The sequence below is a fragment of the Synechocystis sp. PCC 7339 genome (genome assembly GCF_019924095.1).
In the GTDB taxonomy this organism is placed as follows: domain Bacteria; phylum Cyanobacteriota; class Cyanobacteriia; order Cyanobacteriales; family Microcystaceae; genus Synechocystis.
Genome location: NZ_CP063659.1, coordinates 3462425 through 3485004, shown reverse-complemented (window position 1 = coordinate 3485004; position 22580 = coordinate 3462425). Strand labels below are relative to the sequence as shown.

Sequence of the window (22580 nt, the reverse complement as noted above, 5' to 3'; positions counted from 1 at the left end):
ATATCATTAATCTGGACAGAATACTAATGGTTAGCCCTAACCAGGTTAGACAATATCTCAAGCATAAAAATGACAAGCAAAGATGCGAACGTTTAGCTTTATGGGAGACAGCCCAAGAAGACACAAAAAATATTGTGGCAATGATCATTGAAAACTATCATCCCCAAGGCATTATTCAATGGGGGTCACTTTTGGAACCAAGGCATTTTTCTGAGGCATCTGATATTGATCTCGCTATTGTTGGGCTAGATTCAGCTTCATTTATGAAACTGCTAGCAGAAGCGGAAGAAATGACTCAATTTCCCCTGGACTTGCTACAATTTGAGCGCATCCATCCATCTTTTCAGAAAATAATCGCAATGAAGGGGAGGGTTATTTATGAACAATGAAGCATTGCTGTTGCTAGTCGGTGAAATTAGGGAAAGTCTAGTAGTTCTCAAGCAGATAAATCAACTGTATGTATCCTATAGTCAAACATTTACGGCAATAGACAAGCGAGATATTCGAGACGCTGTATTGCTCGCAGATATCCTCTGCAATACCTATACCTGCATAGAAACTATCCTATTTAGAATTTCTCGGGGGTTTGAAAATCATCTTGATCCTAATCAATGGCATAAAGAGCTTTTACGCAAAATGCGTATCGATGTTCCTGGTATTCGTAAAGCTGTTTTGTCGAAACAGTCCTATCAACTACTGGACGAATTGAGGCGTTTTCGCCACTTCAAACGATATTATTACGATTTTGATTACGACTGGTCACGATTAGATTATTTGCGGTTAGTATATGAAAAACTGCTACCGATAATTGAACGTGAGCTTGATAGTTACGCAGAGTTTTTATTGGAATGCTCGGACATCGAAAATGCTTAAGTTAAGTCGATAAACCAAAAACTTGGATTGATGGCGATCGCCTCGTCTGACTAGCTTGCAGTAAGTGTAATCAATTTGTTCTAAATTTAGGGGGTCTGAAAATGGCGGATTTAGAAAGGCGATCGCCCAGGGCTATGATGTAGGTTCAACAATTCGTCCATCAGAAACTTTCAAAGTTGATGTGATATTTAACCATGCAACAGTCGGAAGTCATTAGCCTCATTCAGCAAGAACTCCCCAAACTCATTGCCCAAGAGCCTTTGGTGAGAGACTTTGTCCTGCGTACCGTTTCCGAATATTACGCTGGTAAACAAGAAACAGAAAGTAAATTTGACCGTATCCTGGCAGAGCTACAACGAGATCGCGAGGAACAAGCCCATAAATGGAACGAACAGAACCGTAAATGGGATGAACAGAACCATAAATGGAACGAACAGAACCGTAAATGGGATGAACAGTTGGCGGAGATTCGGCGGCTGGATAAACGCTTTGATAGTACAATTGGGGCTTTAGGTTCCCGTTGGGGGCTATACTCCGAAGCCAGTTTCCGTAATGCCCTCAAGGGAATTTTAGGAGAATCCTTTGGCGTGGAAGTGATTAATCTGACCCTATACGACCAGGAAGGGGATGTCTTTGGCCGCCCTGACCAAGTTGAAATTGATCTGATTATTAAAAATGGCCTGACCATTGCCTGCGAAATAAAATCCTCTATTGATAAAGCTGGTATGTATAGCTTTGGGCGCAAGGCAGACTTCTATGCAAAGCGTGAAAATCGAGAAATTAATCGTAAAATTGTGATCTCGCCGATGGTGGATAACCGCGCCTTACCTGTGGCTGAAGCCCTGGGAATTGAAATCTATAGCTATGCAGACGCAGTGGAGGGTCTTTAGAACGAGTAATCTGAGTTATTTGAGAACAATTTATTTTTTGAGCATAACAAACTCCCTATTATTACCCTTGCTCCCGAAAGCATTAATCAATTTGCCAAAAATCTCTAAAAAAAGGCGATCGCCTCGTCTGACTAGGTTGCAGTAAGTGTAATCAATTTGTTCTGAATTTAGGGGGTCTGAAAATGGCAGATTTAGAAAGGCGATCGCCTCCGATGGCCTATGGGCTAGGGCTAAACTAGAAGAACCAAATCGGGAGGAAAAACAAATGGCTACCACCGCTGATGAAGTTTGGGCACTGTTGGGGCAGTTAGCCGAGTCCCAGAAAGAGACTGAGCGACTCTTCCAAGAGACCGATCGCCGTTTTCAACAAACAGAACGATTACTTAAGGAACAAAGCCAAAAAACAGATGAGCAAATTAGGGCCGTTAACAAAGAATTGGGAGAATTAGGCAATCGCCTAGGGGAATTTGTGGAATGGCAGGTGCGCCCAGCGGCGGTGAAATTATTTCGAGAGCGGGGCATTGCAGTGCGGGAATTATCCCGGGATGTTTCGGTTGATAATGGTGAGGAAGGAATAGAGGTGGACTTATTGGTGGTAGATACTACCCAGGCCGTGGCGATCGAAGTGAAAAGTAAACTGACCCAAAAAAATGTGGATGAACACCTGGAGCGGCTCGGTAAATTTAAGCGCCTATTGCCTCGCTATCAAAATATTCAACTACTAGGGGCAGTAGCGGTAATGGTAGCCCCATCGGAAGTAGCTCGCTATGCCTATCGTCAAGGTTTGTTTGTGATTACCCAATCTGGGGAAGATTTGGTCATTCTCAATGATGCCAAATTTCAACCCAAAGCCTGGTAAGACCAAAGGCGATCGCCTAGTAAGTTATTTTTTAGAATAGTTACTCCGTGCCCGTGAGCCGCCCATTAAAATAAAATCATCTTTCCTTACCTGGTTATTATAGGGAACGAAAGTTTATGCTTAGAGGCAATTTGTTTTCCTTGGTAAGCCATCGCACATTAGGCTGAACAATTAGAAACTTTATGGCAGATACGGTTATTCGGGTTGAAAATTTGGGCAAGAAGTACGTCATTGGCCATCAAAAGCAGGAACGCTATAGGTTGCTGCGGGATGTGTTGACGAAAAAGGCCCGGTCTCTGGGGCAAGTTTTTAGCCGCAATGGCCACCGGGAAGATCCCACCCATGGGTCATTCTGGGCTTTAAGGGATGTGTCTTTTGAGATTAAGCAGAGCGATCTCGCAGAGATCTGTACGCGGTGCGCCTAGGGATTATTAGCTACAATGAGGCAGGAAAATTAATACTGTTAAAGGTTCCCAAGACAAACAGAAATCTCCCATGAACACAATTAATGCACTCTACGATCAAGATTATTTTCTTTGGCTTCAAGAGACTTACAGGATACTTGAGAGCAATAAAATTGAGCAGTTGGATTTAGAACATTTAAAGGAGGAAATTCTAGGTTTGGGTAATGAACAAAGACGAAAAGTTGATAGTTACCTGCGCCAGTTGCTCATTCATTTATTGTTGTATCAATATTGGGATACTGAGAAAAATCTTTGTGCAAAGGGTTGGCAAAACGAAATTGATAATTTTCGGTTTGAGCTGGAGTTATTGTTAAAGTCTAAAACTTTATATAATTATTTCTTGCAAGAAATTGAAGAAATTTATATCAAAGCTAGGCGACAGGCGATTAAAAAGAGTGAGTTACCTCCTAATCTTTTCCCAAAAAGTTGTCCATTTTCTGCCGAGGCTCTACTTGATCCAGAGTTTCTGCCGGATTGAAGCAAGGTCAAATATCCGAAAAATGCCTGCATCTGTTCACAATTCAGTTAATGTATTAACGACACTAGCCAATCTAATATGTCTGATACGGTCATTCAGGTTGAAAATCTCGGGAAAAAATACATCATTGGTTACCAGCAGCAGTGGGAACGGTACACGGCGCTGCGAGATGTGTTGGCAAATAGTGCGAAGGGGCTGGCGAAACGGTTTAACCCTCGCGCTCGGGTGGCAAATCCCAACTTTGAGGAGTTTTGGGCGCTGAAGGATGTGTCCTTTGAGGTGAAGCGAGGAGACCGCATTGGCATCATTGATCGCAATGGATGGGGAGACTGATAAAATTGCTGAAAGATTTTCTACAGCATTTAAGTGAGGTAATCGAGTTATGAATGTCAAAGCAATTATCCATGAGGCAGAAGAAGGCGGCTACTGGGCTGAAGTTCCTATTTTTTCGGGCTGTTATACCCAAGGTGAGACAATTGAGGAGGTCATGGAAAATCTCAAAGAAGTAATCAGCCTCTATGTGGATGATCAGCCAGAAAAGCTGAGTCAATCGGACAGAATCGTTGAATTGACTCTATGAAATCTGTTTCTGGCAAAAAGTTAGCTAAAATTTTACGGAAGAGAGGCTGGCAACTGGTGAGAACAAAAGGAAGCCACCATCAATATAGGAAAGAGGGCGTTACTGTTGCCATTCCAATCCATGGGAACGTTGATTTAAAAATAGGCCTCCTTAAGACAATCATGAGACAAAGAAATCTACAGGAAAATGATTTGTTGTAATTTTTTTTGCGGCAAGCATCATCAGGATTTAAATTTTATAGAAGAACAGGAGGAGCAAATCCAGCAGTTATTCATACTTCAGTTGAGAGAAGCTTTGGCTTTGCCAGATTTCACGACTATGGCGGATTTGGGCGTATCACTTTTGACAATGGGTTGTGAATCTGTCTTTGCCTAATAAGCTTACACTATCCACTTGGGGCGTTTTAAGAACTTTATTTATGTCTGATACGGTTATTCGGGTTGAAAATTTGGGCAAGAAGTACGTCATTGGCCATCAAAAGCAGTAACGCTATAGGTTGCTGCGGGATGTGTTGACGAAAAAGGCTCGTTCTTTGGGGCAAATTTTTAGTCGTAATGGCCACCGGAAAGATCCCACCTATGGGTCATTCTGGGCTTTATAAGGATGTGTCTTTTGAGATCAAGTAGGGCGATCTCGCAGAGATACGCTGCTGTTAAAGATTCTCAGCCGGATTACGGAGCCGACAGAGGGACGGATTTCGATTAAGGGTCGGGTGGCGAGTTTGGTGGAGGTGGGAACGGGTTTCCTCCTGAACTGACGGGGCGGGCAGTTTTTGATGACGATTCCCAACAGGCATATTTGCTAAAATGCTCACCAAGTAACTACAAAAAAGAAAGTTCTATGGCTCAGACCACCATGCCTCCGTCACTTTATGAACAGGACTATCCTGCATGGCTGGATTTAACTCTGGCCCAACTTAAGAGTCAGGACTTCGGCGCCCTTGACTGGGTTAATTTAATTGAGGAAATAGAGGAGTTGGGTCGAGAACAACGCCATAAGGTTGAAAGCTATTTATTGCGCCTGCTGATTCACCTATTACTGTACGAGTATTGGCAAGCTGAACGTCCTTGGTCTGGCAAAGGTTGGGAAAAAGAAATTGATAATTTTCGATTAGAATTAGATTTTCTGCTGGAATCTCAAGTTCTTTGCAATTATTTTTTATCTATTCTGGAGAAAAGTTATGCTAAGGCTCGAAAATGGGCTATTAGAAAATCTAACCTACCGCCATTAACCTTTCCGGAAACTTGTCCTTATTCATCTGAGAAGATTCTTGACTTTGGCTGGTTACCCCCAGTCATTTCGTCATGAAAACTCAAGTTCATCCCAAAAAACTATTGGGTTGATCTCCACACAAATGCCATCATCAAAAATTAATTGTTATGATAATCGCACCAGAAAAATCCCAATCATCAGATAATTGCTTAACCTTAGCCGGTATTTCCTGGGAAAAATTCGAGCAGATTGAAATCACTTTTGCCGATGTGGAAGGAGTAAGATTTGTTTATTTGGACGGTGAATTAGGAATTATGATTTTAGGTGCGAAGCATGAATATTACAAGAGGACGATCAGTTTATTGCTGGAAGCGTATTTAAGGGCAACGAATATTAGATTTTACAGTGGTGGAAGTGCGACATTAGGCAATAAAAATATAACGGGCAGAAAGGAACCAGATGAGTCCTATCGCCTTGACAGTAAAAAAGAAATTCCTGATTTAGTGATTGAAGTAATTGTCAGCAGTGGCAATATAAATATTTTGGAAATATACCGTCGCATTGGTATTCCTGAAGTCTGGTTCTATGGAGATGGGGGGTTAACGGTTTATAGTTTAATAGACCAGCAATATAACAAAGTTAACCACAGTAATTTATTGCCGGATTTAAATCTAGAGATTTTGACAGAATATATTAACCATCCTGATCAGTATGATGCGGTAACGGAACTTGTCAACGAATTATAATTTTTGCCCTTCTGAGATTCTACGGCTGTGAATCTGTGAATGTATCACCTCTGGAGGATTACCGATTACAGGTCATCTTTGATGATGGTCAGTAAATGCTCTTAGACCTCAAGAATGTAATTGTAAATAGGGAATTTTTTGGCCAGAGGGGGAAGATTTAGGGTTCAAAGCAAGGGCTAAACTTTGCCAGTATTCTGCCATTGATGAATCGATTAAAACCTCTCAGTTTGTCCGCAACAAGGGTTTCCACTTTTTCGGGACAAGGTCAGTGGGGTAAACTGCTCATGTATAACGCTCAATCCTTACCACTCCACCATAAAAACTAAATTTCTTCTCTCCCCCCTTTTTTATATTCTCTTTAGAAATGACCTCTAAAAGAGGGAGTTGTCAGTTTGGGCAATGAACAAAGACGCAAAACTGTATGAGTAAAATTTTAGTGACGGGGGCGGCGGGATTTATTGGTTTTCATTTATGCCGACGTTTATTGGCCGATGGCAAAGTTGTTACGGGTCTGGATAATCTCAATGATTATTATGATGTTTCCCTTAAGGAAGCTCGTTTGGTTCAATTACAAGCACAGCCAAATTTTAGCTTTACGAAACTTGATCTATCAGATCGCCAAGGGATGGCGGAGTTATTTGCCCAGGAGAAGCCAGAGTTGGTGGTGCATTTAGCGGCCCAGGCGGGGGTGAGACATTACTCTTCAGAATCCCCACGCCTATGTGGACAGTAATCTGGTGGGGTTTGTCAATGTGTTGGAGGGCTGTCGCCATCATTCGGTCAACCATTTGGTCTATGCGTCGTCCAGTTCGGTGTATGGAGCGAATCAAAAAATTCCTTTTGCGGTGACGGATAATGTGGACCAGCCGGTGAGTTTGTATGCGGCAACGAAGAAGGCCAATGAGTTGATGGCCCACACCTATAGTCATCTTTATGGGCTACCGACGACGGGACTCCGATTTTTTACGGTCTATGGCCCCTGGGGTCGGCCGGATATGGCTTATTTTTCTTTCACTAGGGCAATTTTGGCGGGGGAACCGATTAAGGTGTTTAACCACGGGCAGATGCGGCGAGATTTCACCTATATTGATGATGTAATTGAGGGGCTGGTGCGGGTGCTTGGCCATGTTCCCGGTGCTGAAGCTATGACCCCCTATCGTCTTTACAATATTGGCAACCATAGTCCGGTTAACTTGGGAGATTTTATTGCTATTTTGGAGCAATGTTTGGGAAAAAGGGCAGAGAAGGTTTTGTTGCCGATGCAACCAGGGGATGTGCCGGAAACCTATGCTGATGTGGAGAATTTGATGGCAGATGTGGGCTTTTCTCCGGCCACTCCTTTGGCTGTGGGTTTGGACAAGTTCACCAGTTGGTATCGGAGGTTTTATGGTTGATGATGCTCTTCCTCAGCAGGTCATACAGTGTTACATGTTTGTTGAATCGTATTGTTTCCCTCGATGAATGATTATCGAGGAGCTTTGTCGGATAAGTTGTTTTATTTATTGCAGTTTTGTTTGGTTTTTATGTCTGATACGGTCATTCGGGTTGAAAATTTGGGTAAGAAGTATGTCATTGGTCACCAGAAGCAGGAACGCTATACGGCGTTGCGGGATGTGCTGGCGGACAAGGCTCGCTCGGTGGGTCAGCTTTTTAGTCGCAATGGTCAGCGGGAGGATCCTACCCATGAGGAGTTTTGGGCGCTGAAGGATGTGTCTTTTGAGATTAAGCAGGGCGATCGGGTGGGCATTATTGGCCGCAATGGAGCGGGGAAGTCAACACTATTGAAGATTCTCAGCCGGATCACAGAACCGACGGAGGGGCGCATTTCGATTAAGGGTCGGGTGGCGAGTTTGTTGGAGGTGGGGACGGGGTTTCATCCTGAGTTGACGGGGCGGGAGAATGTTTATCTGAATGGGGCAATCCTGGGGATGACCAAGGTGGAGATTAAGAAAAAGTTTGATGAGATTGTGGCGTTTGCGGAGGTGGAGAAGTTTTTGGATACGCCAGTGAAGCGGTATTCGTCGGGGATGTATGTACGGTTAGCGTTTGCGGTGGCGGCCCATTTGGAGCCGGAGATTTTGATTGTGGATGAGGTGTTGGCGGTGGGGGATGCTCAGTTTCAGAAGAAGTGTTTGGGGAAGATGGAGGATGTGGCAGAAAAAGAGGGACGGACTGTTTTGTTTGTTAGCCATAATATGGGAGCCATTCTTAGCCTTACCAATAAATCCATTTTTCTTCAACAAGGCTTTGTTTCTCTAGTTGGTTTAAGTGAAGATTGTATAGCAAAATATCTTTCTTCTAGTTATGGGGCTGGTAGATTTTGGAAAACTAAAATCAAGAAAGATACACCTATGCAAATTATGGAATGTAGAGTCTTATCAGAAAGTGGTTCAACTGATGAAGATTTAGATATTCGAAAGAAGTTCATTGTTGAGGTTGTATATGAAGTTCGTAAACCTATAGGATCAGCCGTTGTGGCTTTGAATCTACATACCAGTGATGGCTCTCACTTAATGAGCTTAGAAGATGCAGACATGAATAAAGAGTTATTATTGTGTCGTCAACCAGGAACTTACAGAACTAAAGTAGAAATTCCTGGTCTTTGGTTGAACAGTGGACGTTACCTAATTAGAGTAGGATGTGGCATTCCTCGGGTAGAAAATTATGACAATATTGAAGCATTGTCTTTTGACCTGTTGGAAACTGCTGATATTGCCACTCGAGGACATCGAGCAGGCTATTTATTGCCTATGCTTGCATGGCAAACAGTCCACTACAGTTTAATTTGAGAATTGGTTATAATTAATAGTATAATTACCTCGAGTGCTGTGATCAACAATCCCTTAATTATCCCTAATAAAAACTCGAAAAACTGCCAGAATTATCTCTCTTGATTAAGAGCAAGAAATTATCAAGGTTTCAAAATATTGAGGATGTATAGTCTTACATGAACGCCATCAATACCATTTATGAACAAGATTATTTACTTTGGCTTGAAGAAACCTATAAAATCCTGGAAAATAATCGCCTTGATGAATTAGATATTATCCATTTAAAGGAGGAAATTCTCAGTTTGGGTAACGAACAAAGACGGAAAGTGGATAGTTATCTGCGCCAGTTGCTCATTCATTTATTGTTGTATCAGTATTGGGACTCTGAAAAAGAATACTGTGCCAAAGGCTGGCAAAATGAAATTGATAATTTTCGTTTTGAACTTGAGTTATTGTTAAAGTCTAAGACTTTGTATAATTATTTCTTGCAAGAAATTGAAGAAATTTATGTTAAAGCCAGAAGGCAAGCTATTTAAAAAAGTGAATTGCCATCTAATCTTTTTCCAGAAACTTGTCCATTTTCTGCCGATGCCCTTCTTGATCCAGAATTTCTTCCCGATTAAAGCAAATTAACAAATTATTTAAAACTAATGACAGAAATTATTTCTATCATTCCAGCCCGGGGCGGTTCCAAGGGTATCCCTGGCAAAAATATCCGTCCCCTCGTCGGTAAACCCCTCATCGTCCACTCCATTCTCGACTGCCGAGAATCTCGGCTTGTCAACCAGACCTTGGTGACCACCGATGATCCCCAAATTGCCGCTGTTGCCAGGGATTACGGTGCCCAGATAATTGACAGACCGGCCGAACTGGCCAGTGATACCGCTTCATCTGAGGTCGCCCTACTCCATGCCCTGCTAGAAATCGAAAAACAAGGTGTCGAGCCAGAGCTAATCGTATTTTTGCAATGTACTTCGCCTCTTCGTACAGGGCAGGACATAGACTGGGCCATAGCCCAATTTAGGGAGGAAGGTGCCGACTCATTACTATCGGTTTCTCCCAGTCATCGTTTCCTCTGGCAGAAAGTGGATGGCCAAGCCCAATCCATTAATTATGACTACTGCGATCGCCAGCGGCGGCAGGATATGAATCCGCAATATATGGAAAATGGTTCTATTTATATCTTCAAACCCTGGGTACTGAAAGAACTCAATAATCGCCTGGGTGGTAAAATTAGTCTATTCATAATGCCAGAAGAACAAAGCTATGAAATAGACTCTTTAGCGGATCTAAAACATGTAGAAATTTTAATGACTCAAAAGCTATCTTAATTAAAGAGATCTTAATTTATGATTATTGATAAAAACTTATCCAAATATATTGTTTTTGCCGAAGATGACATTATCACTGCCCTCAAAAAAATTAGTGATAACAAAAGTCGGATTATTTTCTCTGTCACCGAAGCTGGGGTGCTAGAGGGGGTTTTGACCGATGGGGACTTTCGCCGCTGGTTAGTGAACCAAGATAATATCAACCTCAACCAGCCCGTTTCCACCATTAGCAATAAGCATTATAAATATGCCGACTATACAGAAGACACCTGTAAGATTGAGTCTTACTTTTCCCAAGAAGTAGAGTTTATCCCCCTCCTGGATGCTAACCGTCATCTGGTGGCGATCGCCTGTCGCCGTGCTAGGGAGCTGAAAATTGGTGATTTTGTCATTGATCATCAATCCCCAGCCTTTGTCATCGCTGAAATTGGCAATAACCATAACGGAAGTTTAGAGTTGGCCAAACGCTTAATTGACCAAGCAAAGGCGGCCGGAGCAGACTGTGCCAAATTCCAAATGCGGGATCTGCAATCCCTTTACCATAATGCCGGCAACGCCAACGATGCCAGTGAGGATTTGGGGTCTCAATATACCCTTGATTTGTTATCCCGTTTTCAGTTATCCCCCACAGAATTATTTGAGGCGTTTGATTACTGCCAAAACCAAGGTATTTTGCCCCTCTGTACCCCCTGGGATCTAGAAAGTTTAACCCTCCTAGAAAAATATGGTCTGGCTGGCTATAAAGTGGCTTCAGCGGATCTGACTAACCATGATCTCCTCACGGCGATCGCCAACGACGGCAGGACATGAACCCCCAATATATGGAAAATGGTTCAATCTATGTCTTTAAGCCTTGGGTACTGAAGGAACTTAATAATCGCCTAGGAGGTAAAATTTCTTTGTTTGTGATGAAGGAAGAACAAGGCCATGAAATTGATTCCTTGGCAGACTTTGAGTATGTAGAATTTTTACTAAAGCAGAAAGGCTAAAGTTATAATAAGCAAAATTTATCTGATTCAGGAAATGGCTTAAAATGGAATCACTCTACGAAGTTGATTATGCTCAGTGGGCGGAAACTGTTGCTCAAAAACTTGAAGAAAAGCGTTTTTCTGAATTAGGCGAACTTGATCTGGCCAATTTGGTGGAGGAAATTAAGGACTTGTCGAAGCGGGAACGGGATCGATTGTTGAGTAGCATGCGTTCAATTCTTCAGCATTTACTGAAATGGGATTATCAAACGGAAAAACGATCTAGAAGTTGGCAAATTATCATTGAAAGGGAAAGAAAAAATATTGAGCTATATCTGGAAGATAGTCCCAGCCTGAAGCGCCACTTATGTCAAGAGTCAGTGGACAAAATGTATTGCACTGCACGGTTAGACGCTATACAAGAAACCCAGTTAGAAATGCCGAAAGAATGTCCTTACTCAATTGGGGATGTTTTAATAAAATTAATTGAAGGCAATTTTCAATGGTAAGAGCTAAAATCTTTTTCTAAGTTGCTCCTTGTCTAGTATTTAAACCTACAACTACTTGAATAGCATAAATGATCAACTTACCAGATTTCTCAAAAAACTTTGACTACGAAAATAATTTTTACCTATCCTGTGATAGTAGCCGCATTGCTAAGTTAATCGCTCACTATGAACTGTACAAAATGATTCGTGATCTGCCGGGGGCGATTGTAGAATGTGGCGTTTTCAAAGGGACATCCTTAACTCGGTTTGCAACTTTTCGGGACTTGTTTGACCATGCCCATTCGAAAAAAGTGATTGGCTTCGATATTTATGGCAAATTTCCATAAACTGAGTTTGAGGCAGATAAAGCGCCTAGACAGAAATTTGTGGAGAGTGCCGGGGAAGAAAGTATTGACGTAGAGCAGCTTGAGCAGGTGTTAGCCCACAAAGGGATAAACAAAAACGTAGAGTTGGTTAAGGGGAATATCTTAGAGACAGTACCTGAATATGTAGATAATCATCCTGAATTGAAAATTTCCCTTCTTAACCTGGATACAGATATCTATGAGCCGGCTTCTGTTATCCTGGAGCATCTTTTTCCAAGAATAGTACCCGGGGGCGTACTAATAATTGATAATTATGGTGTATTTCCGGGGGAAACTAAAGCCGTTGATGAGTATTTCGAGGGAAAGGGTATCACAATCAATAAATTTCCTTTCTGTGCTACTCCCTGCTACGTCATTAAAGAATAAATTAAATGCATAAACTTGCTAAAACTTAGTACCAAAAAACGTAAGAATTGCTAATGATTATTGATAAAAATCTAGCTAAATACATTGTTTTTGCCGAAGACGATATTATCACTGCGCTTAAAAAAATTAGTGATAATAAAAGTCGGATTATTTTCTCGGTCACCGAAGCTGGGGTTCTGGAAGGAGTTTTGACCGATGGAGACTTTCGTCGTTGGTTAGTGAACCAAGATAATATCAACCTCAACCAGCCCGTTTCCACCATTAGCAATAAGCATTATAAGTATGCCAATTATACAGAAGACACAGGTAAGATTGAATCTTACTTTTCCCAAGAAGTAGAGTTTATCCCCCTGCTGGATGCCCAACGCCATCTAGTGGCGATCGCCTGTCGCCGTGCTCAGGAGCTGAAAATTGGTGATTTTGTCATTGATCATCACTCTCCGACCTTTATCATCGCTGAAATTGGCAATAACCATAATGGAAGTTTAGACTTGGCCAAACGCTTAATTGACCAAGCGAAGGTGGCCGGGGCAGACTGCGCCAAATTTCAAATGCGGGATCTGAAATCCCTTTACCATAATGCCGGTAATGCCAACGATGCCAGTGAGGATTTGGGGTCTCAATACACCCTTGACCTATTGTCTCGCTTTCAGTTATCTCCGACAGAATTATTTGAGGCCTTTGACTACTGCAAAACCCAAGGCCTCTTACCCCTCTGTACCCCCTGGGATTTGGAAAGTTTAACGCTTCTAGAAAATTATGGTGTGGCTGGCTATAAGGTAGCTTCAGCGGATCTCACTAACCATGATCTCCTAACGGCGATCGCCAAAACCGGCAAACCGATGCTATGTTCCACGGGCATGGCGACAGAACAGGAAATTATCGAGTCCGTTAGGTTACTCAAAAATTTGGGGGCGATGTTTGCCCTTCTCCATTGCAACTCCACCTATCCCGCTCCCTTCAAAGACGTTAATCTCAATTATCTGGAACGTCTGCGGGAAATTGGCGATCATCCAGTGGGATACTCGGGTCATGAACGGGGTATTCATGTGGCCGTAGCAGCGGTGGCAAAAGGAGCAAAAATCATTGAAAAGCATTTTACTCTCGATAAAACCATGGAGGGCAATGACCATAAGGTAAGCTTACTACCCGAAGAATTTCGTCAGATGGTGGAGGGCATCCGCCAAGTAGAGCAATCCCTGGGAGACAGAGGAACTAGAAAAATCACCCAAGGGGAATTAATGAATCGGGAAACCCTGGCCAAGAGTCTAGTCATCAATTGCAATCTGAAAAAAGGCCAAACCATCACCGAGTCCATGGTGGAGGTCAAGAGTCCCGGTAAGGGGCTACAGCCGAATCGTAAGCAGGAACTGACTGGCAAAACGGCTAAACGCGATTTTAAAACCGGTGATTTTTTCTACGCCAGTGATTTAGAGCAGGAGGCAGTGCAACCCCGACATTATCATTTCAACCGTCCCTGGGGGCTACCGGTTCGCTATCATGATTTCAAAACGTTACTGGCTAAAACTAACCCGGACTTACTGGAATTTCATTTAAGCTACAAAGATCTTGAGCAAGATATTGGCCAATTTTTTGATCAGGTTTATGGTTTGAACTTAGTTGTCCACGCTCCCGAACTATTTGCGGGTGATCATTTGCTGGATCTTTGCGCTCGGGATGCTGTATACCGACGGCGATCAATTGCCGAAATGCAGAGGGTAATTGATCTTACCCGACAGTTAAAACCCTATTTTAGGCGCACTACTTGTCCTGGTATTGTCACCAATGTGGGGGGCTTCACACAAGATGCATCCTTGTCCGATCATGAACGCCCGCGATTGTGTAATTTACTGATTGACAGCCTGGCCCAACTTGATGCAGAAGGGGTGGAAATTTGGCCCCAGACCATGCCCCCATTCCCCTGGCACTTTGGCGGACAGCGCTATCACAACCTCTTTGTTGATCCTCTGGCGATCGCCGATTTTTGCAGGCAAAATAACTATCGGATTTGTCTAGACATTTCCCATTCTAAGTTGGCGGCTAACCAGTATCATTGGTCATTTAAGCAGTTTATTCAGGAGGTAGGACCCTATGTCGCCCATTTACATATCGCCGACTCCCAAGGGTCTGATGGGGAGGGATTACAGATTGGCGAGGGGGAAATTGATTTTCCCGCCTTCGCTGAAGACATAAATCAAGTTGCGCCCACAGCCTCGTTTATCCCTGAAATTTGGCAGGGACACAAAAACGAAGGCGAAGGTTTTTGGATTGCTTTGGAAAGATTAGAAGATTATTTGTAAAAACAATGACCCTAAAATCCACTGCTAAACAACTGATCAAGTCAGCTACTTACTGGACTTTACCTCAAGGGATAAGAGATATAACAGCTTCTTTGTATACTCGCTTGAGATCCCGTCTTAATACTGAATATAATTTGGAGAGAACTGCTATTAGAAAACTCATCCAAAAAAATGCCAAATTTAAAAATCTTCATTATGGACAAAGATGTTTTATTCTTGCTACGGGGCCATCAATTCAAAACCAAGACTTACGTCCCCTTGAAAGCGAATTTTGCATAGGAGTCAGCCAATTCTTTTTGCATAAGGACATTAACATAATTTCTCCTCAATATCATGTTCTTGCTCCTTCTCATCCACCTTTTGGGTATGCAGATCTAACTAAAATCTTTAAGGGAATATCTGGTATTTATAATGATTCTGTAACGTTTTTCTTGGGCTATGCTCCTTACCGTTATTCAAATTATCGTTTCCTAAAAGAACATCCCCAATATAAAAACAATAATCAATATTTTCTTGATTATTCTAAAGGTCATATATTAGATGAGTCAAATTATAAAAACTCCGATATTTGGGCAATTGACCAAAGCCCATTTAGTATCAGAACTGTGATTTACTCTGCACTTCAGATTGCAATTTATATGGGTTTTAAGGAAATTTACTTGCTCGGATGCGATCATGACTATTTAAACGACACAAGCCGGGTCAGCAATCATCACTTTTATAAGGAAGAAGCCGGAGTTAGTGATGTTGAACATCTCAGCGCTTTTACCACAGAAAGATGGTTTGAAGAATATTATTTTAGATGGAAGCAATATAGATTAATCAAAAACTATGCTCAGAGCATTGGCTGTCAAGTATTCAATGCTACTGACGGAGGAATGTTAGACATTTTTCCTCGGGTGGAATTTAAAAAAATCGCCAAGTTCATTTAGTAAAATGATCAAAATCACAAAAAAAATCATCAAATCCTACATTTATAGAATTAGATACCCTTATAGTAAAATTGTTTTTGGCTCATGGATTGATAGGAAAACTCATATCGGCAAAAATACAATTATTGGTTCTAAATCCTGCGTCTCAAAATCCACCCTAGGAGATAACATAAAAATACAGGATAATTGTACGATATCCAATTCAGTTTTAGAGAATAACATTGTAATTTATTCAGGTTGTAGCTTGTCCAATGTCAAGCTAGGGCGCTTTAGTTACATTGCTGGAAGCTCAAAATTAAGTTTGGTAAATTGTGGATCTTTTTGCTCTATAGGCCCTGAGCTGATATGTGGTTATGGTGAACATCCAACTAATTTTGTCAGTACCAATCCAGTATTTTTTTCTACACTGAATCAGTGTGGTAAGTCTTTTGCTGATAGAGATCATTTTGAAGAACGTAGAGATATATGGATTGGAAACGATGTTTGGGTAGGAGCGCGAGTCTTTATAAAAGATGGTGTTAAAGTAGGTGATGGAGCCATTTTGGCGGCTGGGGCAGTAGTAGTAAAAGATGTGCCAGACTATGCGATTGTGGGAGGAGTTCCAGCGAAAATAATTCGTTTTCGATTTCCTGAAAATATCATCGATCAACTAAAAGAAATAAGATGGTGGGACTGGAAAGAAGAAAAAATACGTGAAGCTCAATCATATTTTATTAATGCACAAGTAAGTCAATTTACCAGAGATTTTTATAAGAAATAGGCTAGGTACATCCTTAAAATCCCATAATTTTCGTACTAAATCAATGAATTGCTGACAACTTAATACTTGTAATAAAATTTAAAATCTCTAATTTACCAATTGCATAACTTGAGAGGCTCCCGTGAAATCCAATCAGCAAGCCTAGCGGCACTCAAAAAAACCGAGCTTATTTTGAGTATTTATTACTAATCAACAGTCAAAATTCGCTGAGGTTTTCCAATCCCTCAATGCTTTAAATCTAAACTTAGAATTGCGTTTTTCCCCTGTGTCTGCCGTCGCGTAAAATCTATTCATCTAAAAAAATTGCATCAGTTAAAAAATACACCCTAGCCAATACCTAAACGCTCATCACAATTTTTACAGGTGATCTAGTTGCTGAAAGTTCTTCATATTAATCAATCTGATATTGCTGGCGGGGTGGCGAGTCTGTCAATGGCAATAAACGGCGATCGCCTCCTATGGGCTAGGGCTAGACTAAAGGAAGCAAATCGAGAGGAAAAACAAATGGCTACCACCGCTGATGAAGTTTGGCAACTTTTGGGGGAATTAATTGCATCTCAAAAGGAGACTGATCGCCGTATACAGGAAACAGAACGATTGCTTAAGGAGCAAATCCAAAAAACAGATGAGCAAATCAGGGCGGTCAACAAAGAATTGGGAGAATTAGGCAATCGTCTAGGGGAATTTGTGGAATGGCAGGTTGCCCGGCGGCGGTGAAATTATTTCGAGAGCGGGGCATTGCAGTGCGGGAATTATCCCGGGATGTTTCCGTTGATAATGGTGAGGAAGGAATAGAGGTGGACTTATTGGTAGTAGATACTACCCAGGCCGCGGCGATCGAAGTTAAAAGTAAGCTAACCCAAAGAGATGTAGATGAACACCTGGAGCGGCTCGGTAAATTTAAGCGCCTATTGCCTCGCTATCAAAATATTCAACTACTAAGGGCAGTAGCGGCAATGGTAGCCCCATCGGAAGTAGCTCGCTATGCCTATCGTCAAGGTTTGTTTGTGATTACCCAATCTGGGGAAGATTTGGTCATTCTCAATGATGCCAAATTTCAACCCAAAGCCTGGTAAGACCAAAGGCGATCGCCCCGGAAGTCACCCATTACAATCAAACTATTTTCCTTGTCATTGATCGCCGTTGCCTTTTGTTGGGCATGGCCAAACTGACGTATTGCCCTGAGCACTATTCCATAATCTGAAAACAGTATCGATACTTTTAAATTGACACCTATGTCTCAGATCACCAAAGCATTGACTCTCAATGATTTACCTGCACCTCCACCCGGTAAAGTTGGCTGGCCCTGGACAGAAGGAAGCGATCCCCTACCAAAGAAAATGCCTGATGGCTCAGACTGGCCCAGAATTAGTATTGTTACCCCCAGCTATAACCAAGGACAATTTATTGAGGAGACAATTCGATCAGTATTATTACAAGGCTATCCCGGTTTAGAGTACATAGTTGTTGATGGCGATAGTGCTGATGAAACAGTTGAGATAATCAAAAAATATGAAAGAGCTCTCCATTTTTGGATTAGCGAACCCGATCAAGGTCAAGCAGACGCTTTGAATAAAGGATTTATACATGCCACAGGAGAAATTTGTGCATATCTAAATAGTGATGATTGGTTATTGCCAGATACCCTGCATAAAGTTGCTCGAGCTTTTCGGGAGCAAAAATGCCGATGGTTAGCCTCTCAAGTTTATGTTGGCGAATCATTGGAGTCAGCACAAAATTGGAATCCTGGTAACAAGAACCGGTTTGAAAGTTTTGTTGCACAACAATGTTTTGCACAACAGGGTGTTTTTTGGCGAATTGATGTTTTAGAGCGTCCATATTTCGATACGATGTGGGAGTATATTCTCGATCACGACTTTTTTAGTCGTATTTTTGAGAAGAATAATGCTCCTTATATTCTGGATGAGTTAACTGCTTGGTTTCGTCTCCATCCTCTCTCTAAAACGACTCTTTTAGACAATATTCTCAACGATGAGCGTAAAAAACTCGCACAGTTAGTCATTCAGAGATCGCCTTCTGATGTTGCAACTCGAATTAAAAAAGAGTGTCAGCGACGCTATAATGTTGTTCAATCAAACAACTTGTTAGATACTTATCCGCATCAATTTTCCGAAAAAATACGTGCATTACAAAAATCTTTAAAACTCCTAGTAGATGATCCTTACCCTTGGCGTGACCGTATCTTTTGGTCAGCCACCACTCGACTGATACTGCGCCTTTTAAGTTAGAGCACTATAGCTTTATCTTGAAAGAGTTTTATTTAAGTTCACTTTAATCTTCATCAGTTTCTTTTTGCCTTCAATTAGTAATAAATTTTTAGTATTCTTTATCTAATTAATCTAAATATTTTTTAGTTTCATGACTACTTTATCAGTCAGAAAATAAAGCAACTTAACAACTCTATCAATAAAATTCATTTTGTTCTAAAATCAAAATATACTTTGTTTCTCTAAAGTTCACTAAAACAATAAATCTCAGAAATGTAATAATCTCTAAACAATTACACTCTTAATATAATTTCTTTAAAAATCACTTTTAAAGAGTCCTGTCATCAAAATATGAAAATAATTCATATCAGTAGAAGTTTTTCTTATGAAGTCACTGGTGGCACAGAAATTTTTGTTGATTCCCTCGCCCAGGCTCAGTCATTAAGCCACGATGTTTTATGGGTTGTTCATACCATAAATAAAGAAATTCCCAAAAATTTTACAGGCTTCAGAAATTGTTATCCATTAAAGCCAATTTCTGCGGAGGGTAGACTAAACAAAATCACGACCCATGTTGATAATCTCGATGAATTTAAACAGCTTCTCCTCTCCTATCAGCCTGACATTCTCCACCTCCATTCCCTTTGTGATTCCTGTGGTCTATCCCATATCAATATTTCTAAATCCCTAGGTATTACAGTCGTGGTGACAATCCATGCTCCTGGTTTTACCTGCATGCAAGGTAGTTTGATCTACCACAAAAAAGAAATCTGCGATGGTGTTATTACAGAAGGTCGTTGTACTGAATGTCGCTTAGTTAATGGTCGTCTTCCCTATCCCATTGCTCTGTTAGCTTCAGCCTATGATTGGCCTTGGCTTTCCACTGAAGCAAAGGGAAAAGTTGCCCATATATTAACGGCCCGGCAAATCACTGCCGCTTTCCATCGCACTTGGCAAGAAATGGTCGAAAAGGTAGATATCTTTCATGTCCTTTGTGACTGGTCTAGAGAAGTTCTAGTTCGTAACGGTGTTGCAGACAGTAAATTACATTTAATTCGTACAGCCGGGCCAACTTCTTTACCTCCCAAACAACGCCAACCCATGGAAGATGGTATTTTGAAATGTGTCTTTTGGGGTCGTTTTGCTGCAGTTAAAGGTCTACATCTAATCATTAGGGCAGTACAATCTTTACCTAAGCAAATCCCCATTGAAATTTCTTTTTACGGCCCATACCAAGATGATGATTATGGACAGAGAATACAAAAAATGATCAAAGGTGATGGGCGCTTTAAACTATGTGGTAATTTTCCCAAAGATGAATTGTTACCTAAATTACAAAATTATGACTTAGCGTTGATTCCTTCCACTTGGTTAGAAACGGGGCCATTAACAGTTCTGGAAGCCTTTGCTGCTGGCCTACCTGTGGCAGGATCCGATTTAGGAGGAATTAAAGAACTATTAACCGACAAAGCTGGAGGCTATTTACTGCCGATAGATTGGAAAGCCTGGGCTTCTTTTTTTAGGAATATCATCGAACAACGCCTATCATTGACTCCTTTATCCATAGAGTTTCGTTCTTTTAGCAAAATCGCTAACGAAATTGATGTCATTTACAAAATGAACAAAACATGAAGAAAAGCAACTCCAAAAACACAATCAAATGCCCAATTTGTAATTCTGACAAAACATTTATAAAACAAAGAAATATCAACGAGAATATTCTAAGAACAACAAAAAATTATACTTACATTGGCTGTAAAAATTGCAATACTTCATCGCTTTTTCCTTTTCCAGAGATATCAGAATTACAAGAACACTATCAATTTATTGATAACCAATCGGATAAAAGTTATATCATATCATTCTTGTCAAATGAAATCAATTTGAGCACAGTCCAATATTTAGAGTCTCGCCAATCACCTAATAAACTAGCCAGTTTCTGGCACAATCTCAATCCTGAGTACCCTACGTTAAATATGATTACAGGGGGGAAAGTTCTTGATCTTGGGTCAGGATCTGGTAGTTTTTGTAAACTTTTAAAAGAAAAAGAAATTGATTTTGTTGGGGTAGAGCAGTCAGAAAACTCAGTCAAAATTGCAAGCTTAGCAGGAATTGATTTAATACAAGATGATATTTTTTCTGTCAGTCAAAGATTTCCTAATTCAAGTTTTGACTATATTACCCTTAATCACGTTATAGAACACATTGTGAATCCAATTGATTTCCTTCACAGTATCCGTTCTCTGTTAGTTTCTCCTACGGGACAAATTATTTTAGCTCTTCCTAATTTAAATTCTATCTCTAGATTTGTATTTAGATCTCTTTGGCATGGATGGGATCCCCCCATTCATGTTCATCATTACAACTCAAAATCAATCGAATTTATTCTTGACAAGGCTGGCTATAAAATAGTTTCAATTTATACTAACACTAAGCCTGATGGATTTTCTCGCTCCCTTAATAAGCTCTTGGATGCAAAGTATCGTTTTCTTTTACTTCGTATATTGATATTTCCCTTTTTGTGGTTTTTGAATTTGTTTGGACTTGGGGATGAATTGATAGTTATTGCTAAATTAAAAGATGATTGATGACACATGAGTTATTTGATTTTACTCTGTATCAACCAAAAAATAAATACTTTTTAAGTATCAATCATTATTTATATGTTTACGCATTATCCAAGTTTTCAAAATCACGGGGCTGGAGTTTAGCAACAGTATCTTCTACCCATAGGACAATATCTTGGTCATAGAGAGATGGCATTATGGACAACATGAAATACTACACTGGTAAGTATATTCCTTGATTCCGGCTTAGCAAAGATGCGCCTACTCATTGTTCTCACTAGCCTTTGTGCCGAGGGAACCCCCATTCTTGTTCTACAACTCTGTGAGCATTGGCAAAAACAGGGACTAGAAATTCACATTGTTACTCTGCAACCGACTCCCTTAGATTTAGCCCCCGAATTTTCTGCCCTCGGTATCCCCATCACCAATTTTTCCTTGGGGCAAGGCTATGGCCGCTATCCCCGTCTGCTCTCGCAAACCTACCGCCATTGTTTACAGTTCAAGCCCGATGCTGTCCTCTCCATGCCCCTCGGTTGGCACGCTTTCATTGCCTGGGGGGCCAAGGTAGCTGGAGTGAAAAAAGTCTGTGCCCATGTGGGTAATCTGCCCCCCGTGTGGACTGGTGCTGCCTTCCAGAAATTCAAACTCCAGGTGCAATTGGGCCGCCCCGTGACCGATCGCCTATTATGTTGTTCTGAATATATCCGCCAAGCCACGGTTAGGGATTTTAAAGTGAGCACGGCAGAAACGGCCACCATTTATAATGCCTGTAATCTCGAAAAATTCAAAAATCTACCTCGACCCGATAACCTAATACCCGTAATCGCTATGGTCGCCCGCTTGGAAGGCCACAAAGACCAACCCACTCTGATTAAGGCCACGGCTATTCTGAAAAAAGAAGGTATTCAGATTTTGGTTCGACTAATTGGAGAAGGCTCTAAACGCACTGAACTAGAACAGTTAATTCACTCCTTAGACTTAACAGATCAAATTACACTTCTAGGTATGCGGCGGGACATCCCCGAACAACTCAGCCAAATGGATCTGTTTATCTTTGCCGCCAAGCCCGATGAAGGCTTTGGTATTGCCCTCGCTGAAGCCATGGCCGCTGGGGTGCCCATCGTCGCCACCGATGTGGGAGCCTGTCGGGAAGTCTTGCAGGATGGCCGCTGTGGCTTACCGGTTAAAGCTGGTGATCCTCAAGCCCTGGCCGATGGCATTGCCCAAGTATTAGGCGATCGCCAAACAGCCCAGGAAAGAGCCAAGTTAGCCCAAACAAGAGCCTTAAACGATTTTGGCATTGCTACCATGGCAGACCGTTATCTGGCGGAGCTTTCCAGCTAGAGCTAATTGGAGTGATCGCATAGTAGATAAGCTAAAA

At 41.4% G+C, this 22580-nt stretch carries 29 protein-coding genes and 3 pseudogenes; 30 read left to right on the top strand and 2 right to left on the bottom strand.

The window, feature by feature from the left end:
• Positions 1–26: 26 nt before the first annotated feature.
• The 26 genes and pseudogenes from IQE94_RS16540 (at position 27) to IQE94_RS16425 (ending at position 17480) form a co-directional block, all read left to right on the top strand.
• On the top strand, positions 27–389 hold the full coding sequence (locus tag IQE94_RS16540) for a nucleotidyltransferase family protein (protein WP_223342337.1): 363 nt from the start codon (positions 27–29) through the stop codon (positions 387–389).
• Positions 379–873, top strand: coding sequence for a hypothetical protein (locus tag IQE94_RS16535; RefSeq protein WP_212719849.1), 495 nt, complete (start codon positions 379–381; stop codon positions 871–873). Before IQE94_RS16540 ends, IQE94_RS16535 begins: the two co-directional genes overlap by 11 nt.
• Positions 874–1067: 194 nt before the next feature.
• On the top strand, positions 1068–1763 hold the full coding sequence (locus IQE94_RS16530) for a PD-(D/E)XK nuclease family protein (RefSeq protein WP_212719851.1): 696 nt from the start codon (positions 1068–1070) through the stop codon (positions 1761–1763).
• 265 nt (positions 1764–2028) lie between these two features.
• Positions 2029–2622 (top strand): hypothetical protein, encoded by a 594-nt coding sequence (locus IQE94_RS16525; RefSeq protein ID WP_223342336.1) that lies wholly within the window; start codon positions 2029–2031, stop codon positions 2620–2622.
• 182 nt (positions 2623–2804) lie between these two features.
• Entirely contained in the window at positions 2805–3047 is a 243-nt protein-coding gene (locus tag IQE94_RS16520) for a hypothetical protein (protein WP_223342335.1), read from the top strand.
• A gap of 70 nt (positions 3048–3117) precedes the next feature.
• Entirely contained in the window at positions 3118–3564 is a 447-nt protein-coding gene (locus tag IQE94_RS16515) for a DUF29 domain-containing protein (RefSeq protein WP_212719870.1), read from the top strand.
• A 78-nt stretch (positions 3565–3642) separates the two neighbouring features.
• On the top strand, positions 3643–3897 hold the full coding sequence (locus tag IQE94_RS16510; protein WP_212719872.1) for a hypothetical protein: 255 nt from the start codon (positions 3643–3645) through the stop codon (positions 3895–3897).
• Between the two features lie 49 nt (positions 3898–3946).
• Positions 3947–4144 (top strand): type II toxin-antitoxin system HicB family antitoxin, encoded by a 198-nt coding sequence (locus IQE94_RS16505; RefSeq protein WP_212719874.1) that lies wholly within the window; start codon positions 3947–3949, stop codon positions 4142–4144.
• Positions 4141–4344 (top strand): type II toxin-antitoxin system HicA family toxin, encoded by a 204-nt coding sequence (locus tag IQE94_RS16500; RefSeq protein ID WP_223342334.1) that lies wholly within the window; start codon positions 4141–4143, stop codon positions 4342–4344. Before IQE94_RS16505 ends, IQE94_RS16500 begins: the two co-directional genes overlap by 4 nt.
• Before the next feature lie 640 nt (positions 4345–4984).
• Entirely contained in the window at positions 4985–5452 is a 468-nt protein-coding gene (locus IQE94_RS16495) for a DUF29 domain-containing protein (protein WP_212721942.1), read from the top strand.
• A gap of 71 nt (positions 5453–5523) precedes the next feature.
• The gene (locus IQE94_RS16490) at positions 5524–6102 is read left to right on the top strand and encodes a Uma2 family endonuclease (RefSeq protein ID WP_223342333.1); all 579 of its coding nucleotides are present in this window, start codon (positions 5524–5526) and stop codon (positions 6100–6102) included.
• A gap of 421 nt (positions 6103–6523) precedes the next feature.
• Positions 6524–7394: pseudogene (locus IQE94_RS16485) on the top strand (NAD-dependent epimerase/dehydratase family protein); the annotation flags it as partial.
• 231 nt (positions 7395–7625) lie between these two features.
• Positions 7626–8891, top strand: coding sequence for an ABC transporter ATP-binding protein (locus IQE94_RS16480; protein ID WP_223343239.1), 1266 nt, complete (start codon positions 7626–7628; stop codon positions 8889–8891).
• Between the two features lie 158 nt (positions 8892–9049).
• Positions 9050–9409: a DUF29 domain-containing protein gene (locus tag IQE94_RS16475; RefSeq protein ID WP_223342332.1), complete on the top strand. Its 360-nt coding sequence runs from the start codon at positions 9050–9052 to the stop codon at positions 9407–9409.
• Between the two features lie 114 nt (positions 9410–9523).
• Complete coding sequence (locus IQE94_RS16470; protein WP_223342331.1) at positions 9524–10204, top strand: cytidylyltransferase domain-containing protein; 681 nt, start codon at positions 9524–9526, stop codon at positions 10202–10204.
• 18 nt (positions 10205–10222) lie between these two features.
• Positions 10223–11014, top strand: a complete 792-nt coding sequence (locus tag IQE94_RS16465; RefSeq protein ID WP_223342330.1) for an N-acetylneuraminate synthase family protein — start codon at positions 10223–10225, stop codon at positions 11012–11014.
• A gap of 11 nt (positions 11015–11025) precedes the next feature.
• Entirely contained in the window at positions 11026–11193 is a 168-nt protein-coding gene (locus IQE94_RS16460) for a hypothetical protein (RefSeq protein WP_223342329.1), read from the top strand.
• 44 nt (positions 11194–11237) lie between these two features.
• Positions 11238–11681, top strand: a complete 444-nt coding sequence (locus IQE94_RS16455) for a DUF29 domain-containing protein (protein WP_223342328.1) — start codon at positions 11238–11240, stop codon at positions 11679–11681.
• Between the two features lie 68 nt (positions 11682–11749).
• Positions 11750–12007 (top strand): hypothetical protein, encoded by a 258-nt coding sequence (locus tag IQE94_RS16450; protein ID WP_223342327.1) that lies wholly within the window; start codon positions 11750–11752, stop codon positions 12005–12007.
• A gap of 39 nt (positions 12008–12046) precedes the next feature.
• The gene (locus IQE94_RS16445; RefSeq protein WP_223342326.1) at positions 12047–12412 is read left to right on the top strand and encodes a TylF/MycF family methyltransferase; all 366 of its coding nucleotides are present in this window, start codon (positions 12047–12049) and stop codon (positions 12410–12412) included.
• Positions 12413–12465: 53 nt separating this feature from the next.
• A complete protein-coding gene (locus IQE94_RS16440) occupies positions 12466–14712 on the top strand; it encodes an N-acetylneuraminate synthase family protein (protein WP_223342325.1) in 2247 nt (748 codons plus the stop codon).
• Positions 14713–14717: 5 nt separating this feature from the next.
• Complete coding sequence (locus tag IQE94_RS16435) at positions 14718–15644, top strand: hypothetical protein (RefSeq protein WP_223342324.1); 927 nt, start codon at positions 14718–14720, stop codon at positions 15642–15644.
• A 4-nt stretch (positions 15645–15648) separates the two neighbouring features.
• A pseudogene (locus IQE94_RS18930) lies at positions 15649–15834 on the top strand (hypothetical protein); the annotation flags it as partial.
• 270 nt (positions 15835–16104) lie between these two features.
• Positions 16105–16273, top strand: a pseudogene (locus IQE94_RS18925) (DapH/DapD/GlmU-related protein); the annotation flags it as partial.
• A 503-nt stretch (positions 16274–16776) separates the two neighbouring features.
• Positions 16777–17121 (top strand): hypothetical protein, encoded by a 345-nt coding sequence (locus tag IQE94_RS18715; RefSeq protein WP_255611315.1) that lies wholly within the window; start codon positions 16777–16779, stop codon positions 17119–17121.
• Positions 17097–17480, top strand: a complete 384-nt coding sequence (locus IQE94_RS16425) for a hypothetical protein (protein WP_255611314.1) — start codon at positions 17097–17099, stop codon at positions 17478–17480. Before IQE94_RS18715 ends, IQE94_RS16425 begins: the two co-directional genes overlap by 25 nt.
• Here IQE94_RS16425 and IQE94_RS18710 read toward each other — a convergent pair.
• Positions 17462–17593 (bottom strand): hypothetical protein, encoded by a 132-nt coding sequence (locus tag IQE94_RS18710; RefSeq protein WP_255611313.1) that lies wholly within the window; start codon positions 17591–17593, stop codon positions 17462–17464. The two genes, IQE94_RS16425 and IQE94_RS18710, sit on opposite strands and share 19 nt — an antisense overlap.
• Positions 17594–17639: 46 nt before the next feature.
• On the opposite strand from IQE94_RS18710, the gene IQE94_RS16420 reads away from it, so the two are divergent.
• The 3 genes from IQE94_RS16420 (at position 17640) to IQE94_RS16410 (ending at position 21220) form a co-directional block, all read left to right on the top strand.
• The gene (locus IQE94_RS16420) at positions 17640–18653 is read left to right on the top strand and encodes a glycosyltransferase family 2 protein (protein ID WP_212719931.1); all 1014 of its coding nucleotides are present in this window, start codon (positions 17640–17642) and stop codon (positions 18651–18653) included.
• A 330-nt stretch (positions 18654–18983) separates the two neighbouring features.
• A complete protein-coding gene (locus IQE94_RS16415) occupies positions 18984–20264 on the top strand; it encodes a glycosyltransferase (RefSeq protein WP_212719934.1) in 1281 nt (426 codons plus the stop codon).
• Positions 20261–21220, top strand: coding sequence for a class I SAM-dependent methyltransferase (locus IQE94_RS16410; RefSeq protein ID WP_212719942.1), 960 nt, complete (start codon positions 20261–20263; stop codon positions 21218–21220). Before IQE94_RS16415 ends, IQE94_RS16410 begins: the two co-directional genes overlap by 4 nt.
• 79 nt (positions 21221–21299) lie before the next feature.
• On the opposite strand, the gene IQE94_RS18920 is transcribed toward IQE94_RS16410, so the two are convergent.
• Positions 21300–21395 (bottom strand): DUF29 family protein, encoded by a 96-nt coding sequence (locus IQE94_RS18920; protein ID WP_223343238.1) that lies wholly within the window; start codon positions 21393–21395, stop codon positions 21300–21302.
• A 59-nt stretch (positions 21396–21454) separates the two neighbouring features.
• Between IQE94_RS18920 and IQE94_RS16400 the strand changes: the two genes are divergently transcribed.
• Positions 21455–22543 (top strand): glycosyltransferase, encoded by a 1089-nt coding sequence (locus IQE94_RS16400; protein WP_223342322.1) that lies wholly within the window; start codon positions 21455–21457, stop codon positions 22541–22543.
• Positions 22544–22580 lie beyond the last annotated feature (37 nt).

What these genes read in the sequence shown, in the direction of transcription:
- IQE94_RS16420 (WP_212719931.1), top strand. Translation starts at nt 17,640, where the DNA reads ATGTCTCAGATCACCAAAGCATTGACTCTCAATGATTTACCTGCACCT.
- IQE94_RS16490 (WP_223342333.1), top strand. Translation starts at nt 5,524, where the DNA reads ATGATAATCGCACCAGAAAAATCCCAATCATCAGATAATTGCTTAACC.
- IQE94_RS16530 (WP_212719851.1), top strand. Translation starts at nt 1,068, where the DNA reads ATGCAACAGTCGGAAGTCATTAGCCTCATTCAGCAAGAACTCCCCAAA.
- IQE94_RS16525 (WP_223342336.1), top strand. Translation starts at nt 2,029, where the DNA reads ATGGCTACCACCGCTGATGAAGTTTGGGCACTGTTGGGGCAGTTAGCC.
- IQE94_RS16515 (WP_212719870.1), top strand. Translation starts at nt 3,118, where the DNA reads ATGAACACAATTAATGCACTCTACGATCAAGATTATTTTCTTTGGCTT.
- IQE94_RS16435 (WP_223342324.1), top strand. Translation starts at nt 14,718, where the DNA reads ATGACCCTAAAATCCACTGCTAAACAACTGATCAAGTCAGCTACTTAC.
- IQE94_RS16495 (WP_212721942.1), top strand. Translation starts at nt 4,985, where the DNA reads ATGGCTCAGACCACCATGCCTCCGTCACTTTATGAACAGGACTATCCT.
- IQE94_RS16425 (WP_255611314.1), top strand. Translation starts at nt 17,097, where the DNA reads ATGGCAGGTTGCCCGGCGGCGGTGAAATTATTTCGAGAGCGGGGCATT.
- IQE94_RS16440 (WP_223342325.1), top strand. Translation starts at nt 12,466, where the DNA reads ATGATTATTGATAAAAATCTAGCTAAATACATTGTTTTTGCCGAAGAC.
- IQE94_RS16500 (WP_223342334.1), top strand. Translation starts at nt 4,141, where the DNA reads ATGAAATCTGTTTCTGGCAAAAAGTTAGCTAAAATTTTACGGAAGAGA.
- IQE94_RS18920 (WP_223343238.1), bottom strand. Translation starts at nt 21,395, where the DNA reads ATGCCATCTCTCTATGACCAAGATATTGTCCTATGGGTAGAAGATACT.
- IQE94_RS16465 (WP_223342330.1), top strand. Translation starts at nt 10,223, where the DNA reads ATGATTATTGATAAAAACTTATCCAAATATATTGTTTTTGCCGAAGAT.
- IQE94_RS16410 (WP_212719942.1), top strand. Translation starts at nt 20,261, where the DNA reads ATGAAGAAAAGCAACTCCAAAAACACAATCAAATGCCCAATTTGTAAT.
- IQE94_RS16415 (WP_212719934.1), top strand. Translation starts at nt 18,984, where the DNA reads ATGAAAATAATTCATATCAGTAGAAGTTTTTCTTATGAAGTCACTGGT.
- IQE94_RS16450 (WP_223342327.1), top strand. Translation starts at nt 11,750, where the DNA reads ATGATCAACTTACCAGATTTCTCAAAAAACTTTGACTACGAAAATAAT.
- IQE94_RS16535 (WP_212719849.1), top strand. Translation starts at nt 379, where the DNA reads ATGAACAATGAAGCATTGCTGTTGCTAGTCGGTGAAATTAGGGAAAGT.
- IQE94_RS16520 (WP_223342335.1), top strand. Translation starts at nt 2,805, where the DNA reads ATGGCAGATACGGTTATTCGGGTTGAAAATTTGGGCAAGAAGTACGTC.
- IQE94_RS16475 (WP_223342332.1), top strand. Translation starts at nt 9,050, where the DNA reads ATGAACGCCATCAATACCATTTATGAACAAGATTATTTACTTTGGCTT.
- IQE94_RS16540 (WP_223342337.1), top strand. Translation starts at nt 27, where the DNA reads ATGGTTAGCCCTAACCAGGTTAGACAATATCTCAAGCATAAAAATGAC.
- IQE94_RS16470 (WP_223342331.1), top strand. Translation starts at nt 9,524, where the DNA reads ATGACAGAAATTATTTCTATCATTCCAGCCCGGGGCGGTTCCAAGGGT.
- IQE94_RS16505 (WP_212719874.1), top strand. Translation starts at nt 3,947, where the DNA reads ATGAATGTCAAAGCAATTATCCATGAGGCAGAAGAAGGCGGCTACTGG.
- IQE94_RS16510 (WP_212719872.1), top strand. Translation starts at nt 3,643, where the DNA reads ATGTCTGATACGGTCATTCAGGTTGAAAATCTCGGGAAAAAATACATC.
- IQE94_RS16455 (WP_223342328.1), top strand. Translation starts at nt 11,238, where the DNA reads ATGGAATCACTCTACGAAGTTGATTATGCTCAGTGGGCGGAAACTGTT.
- IQE94_RS16400 (WP_223342322.1), top strand. Translation starts at nt 21,455, where the DNA reads ATGCGCCTACTCATTGTTCTCACTAGCCTTTGTGCCGAGGGAACCCCC.
- IQE94_RS16460 (WP_223342329.1), top strand. Translation starts at nt 11,026, where the DNA reads ATGGAAAATGGTTCAATCTATGTCTTTAAGCCTTGGGTACTGAAGGAA.
- IQE94_RS16480 (WP_223343239.1), top strand. Translation starts at nt 7,626, where the DNA reads ATGTCTGATACGGTCATTCGGGTTGAAAATTTGGGTAAGAAGTATGTC.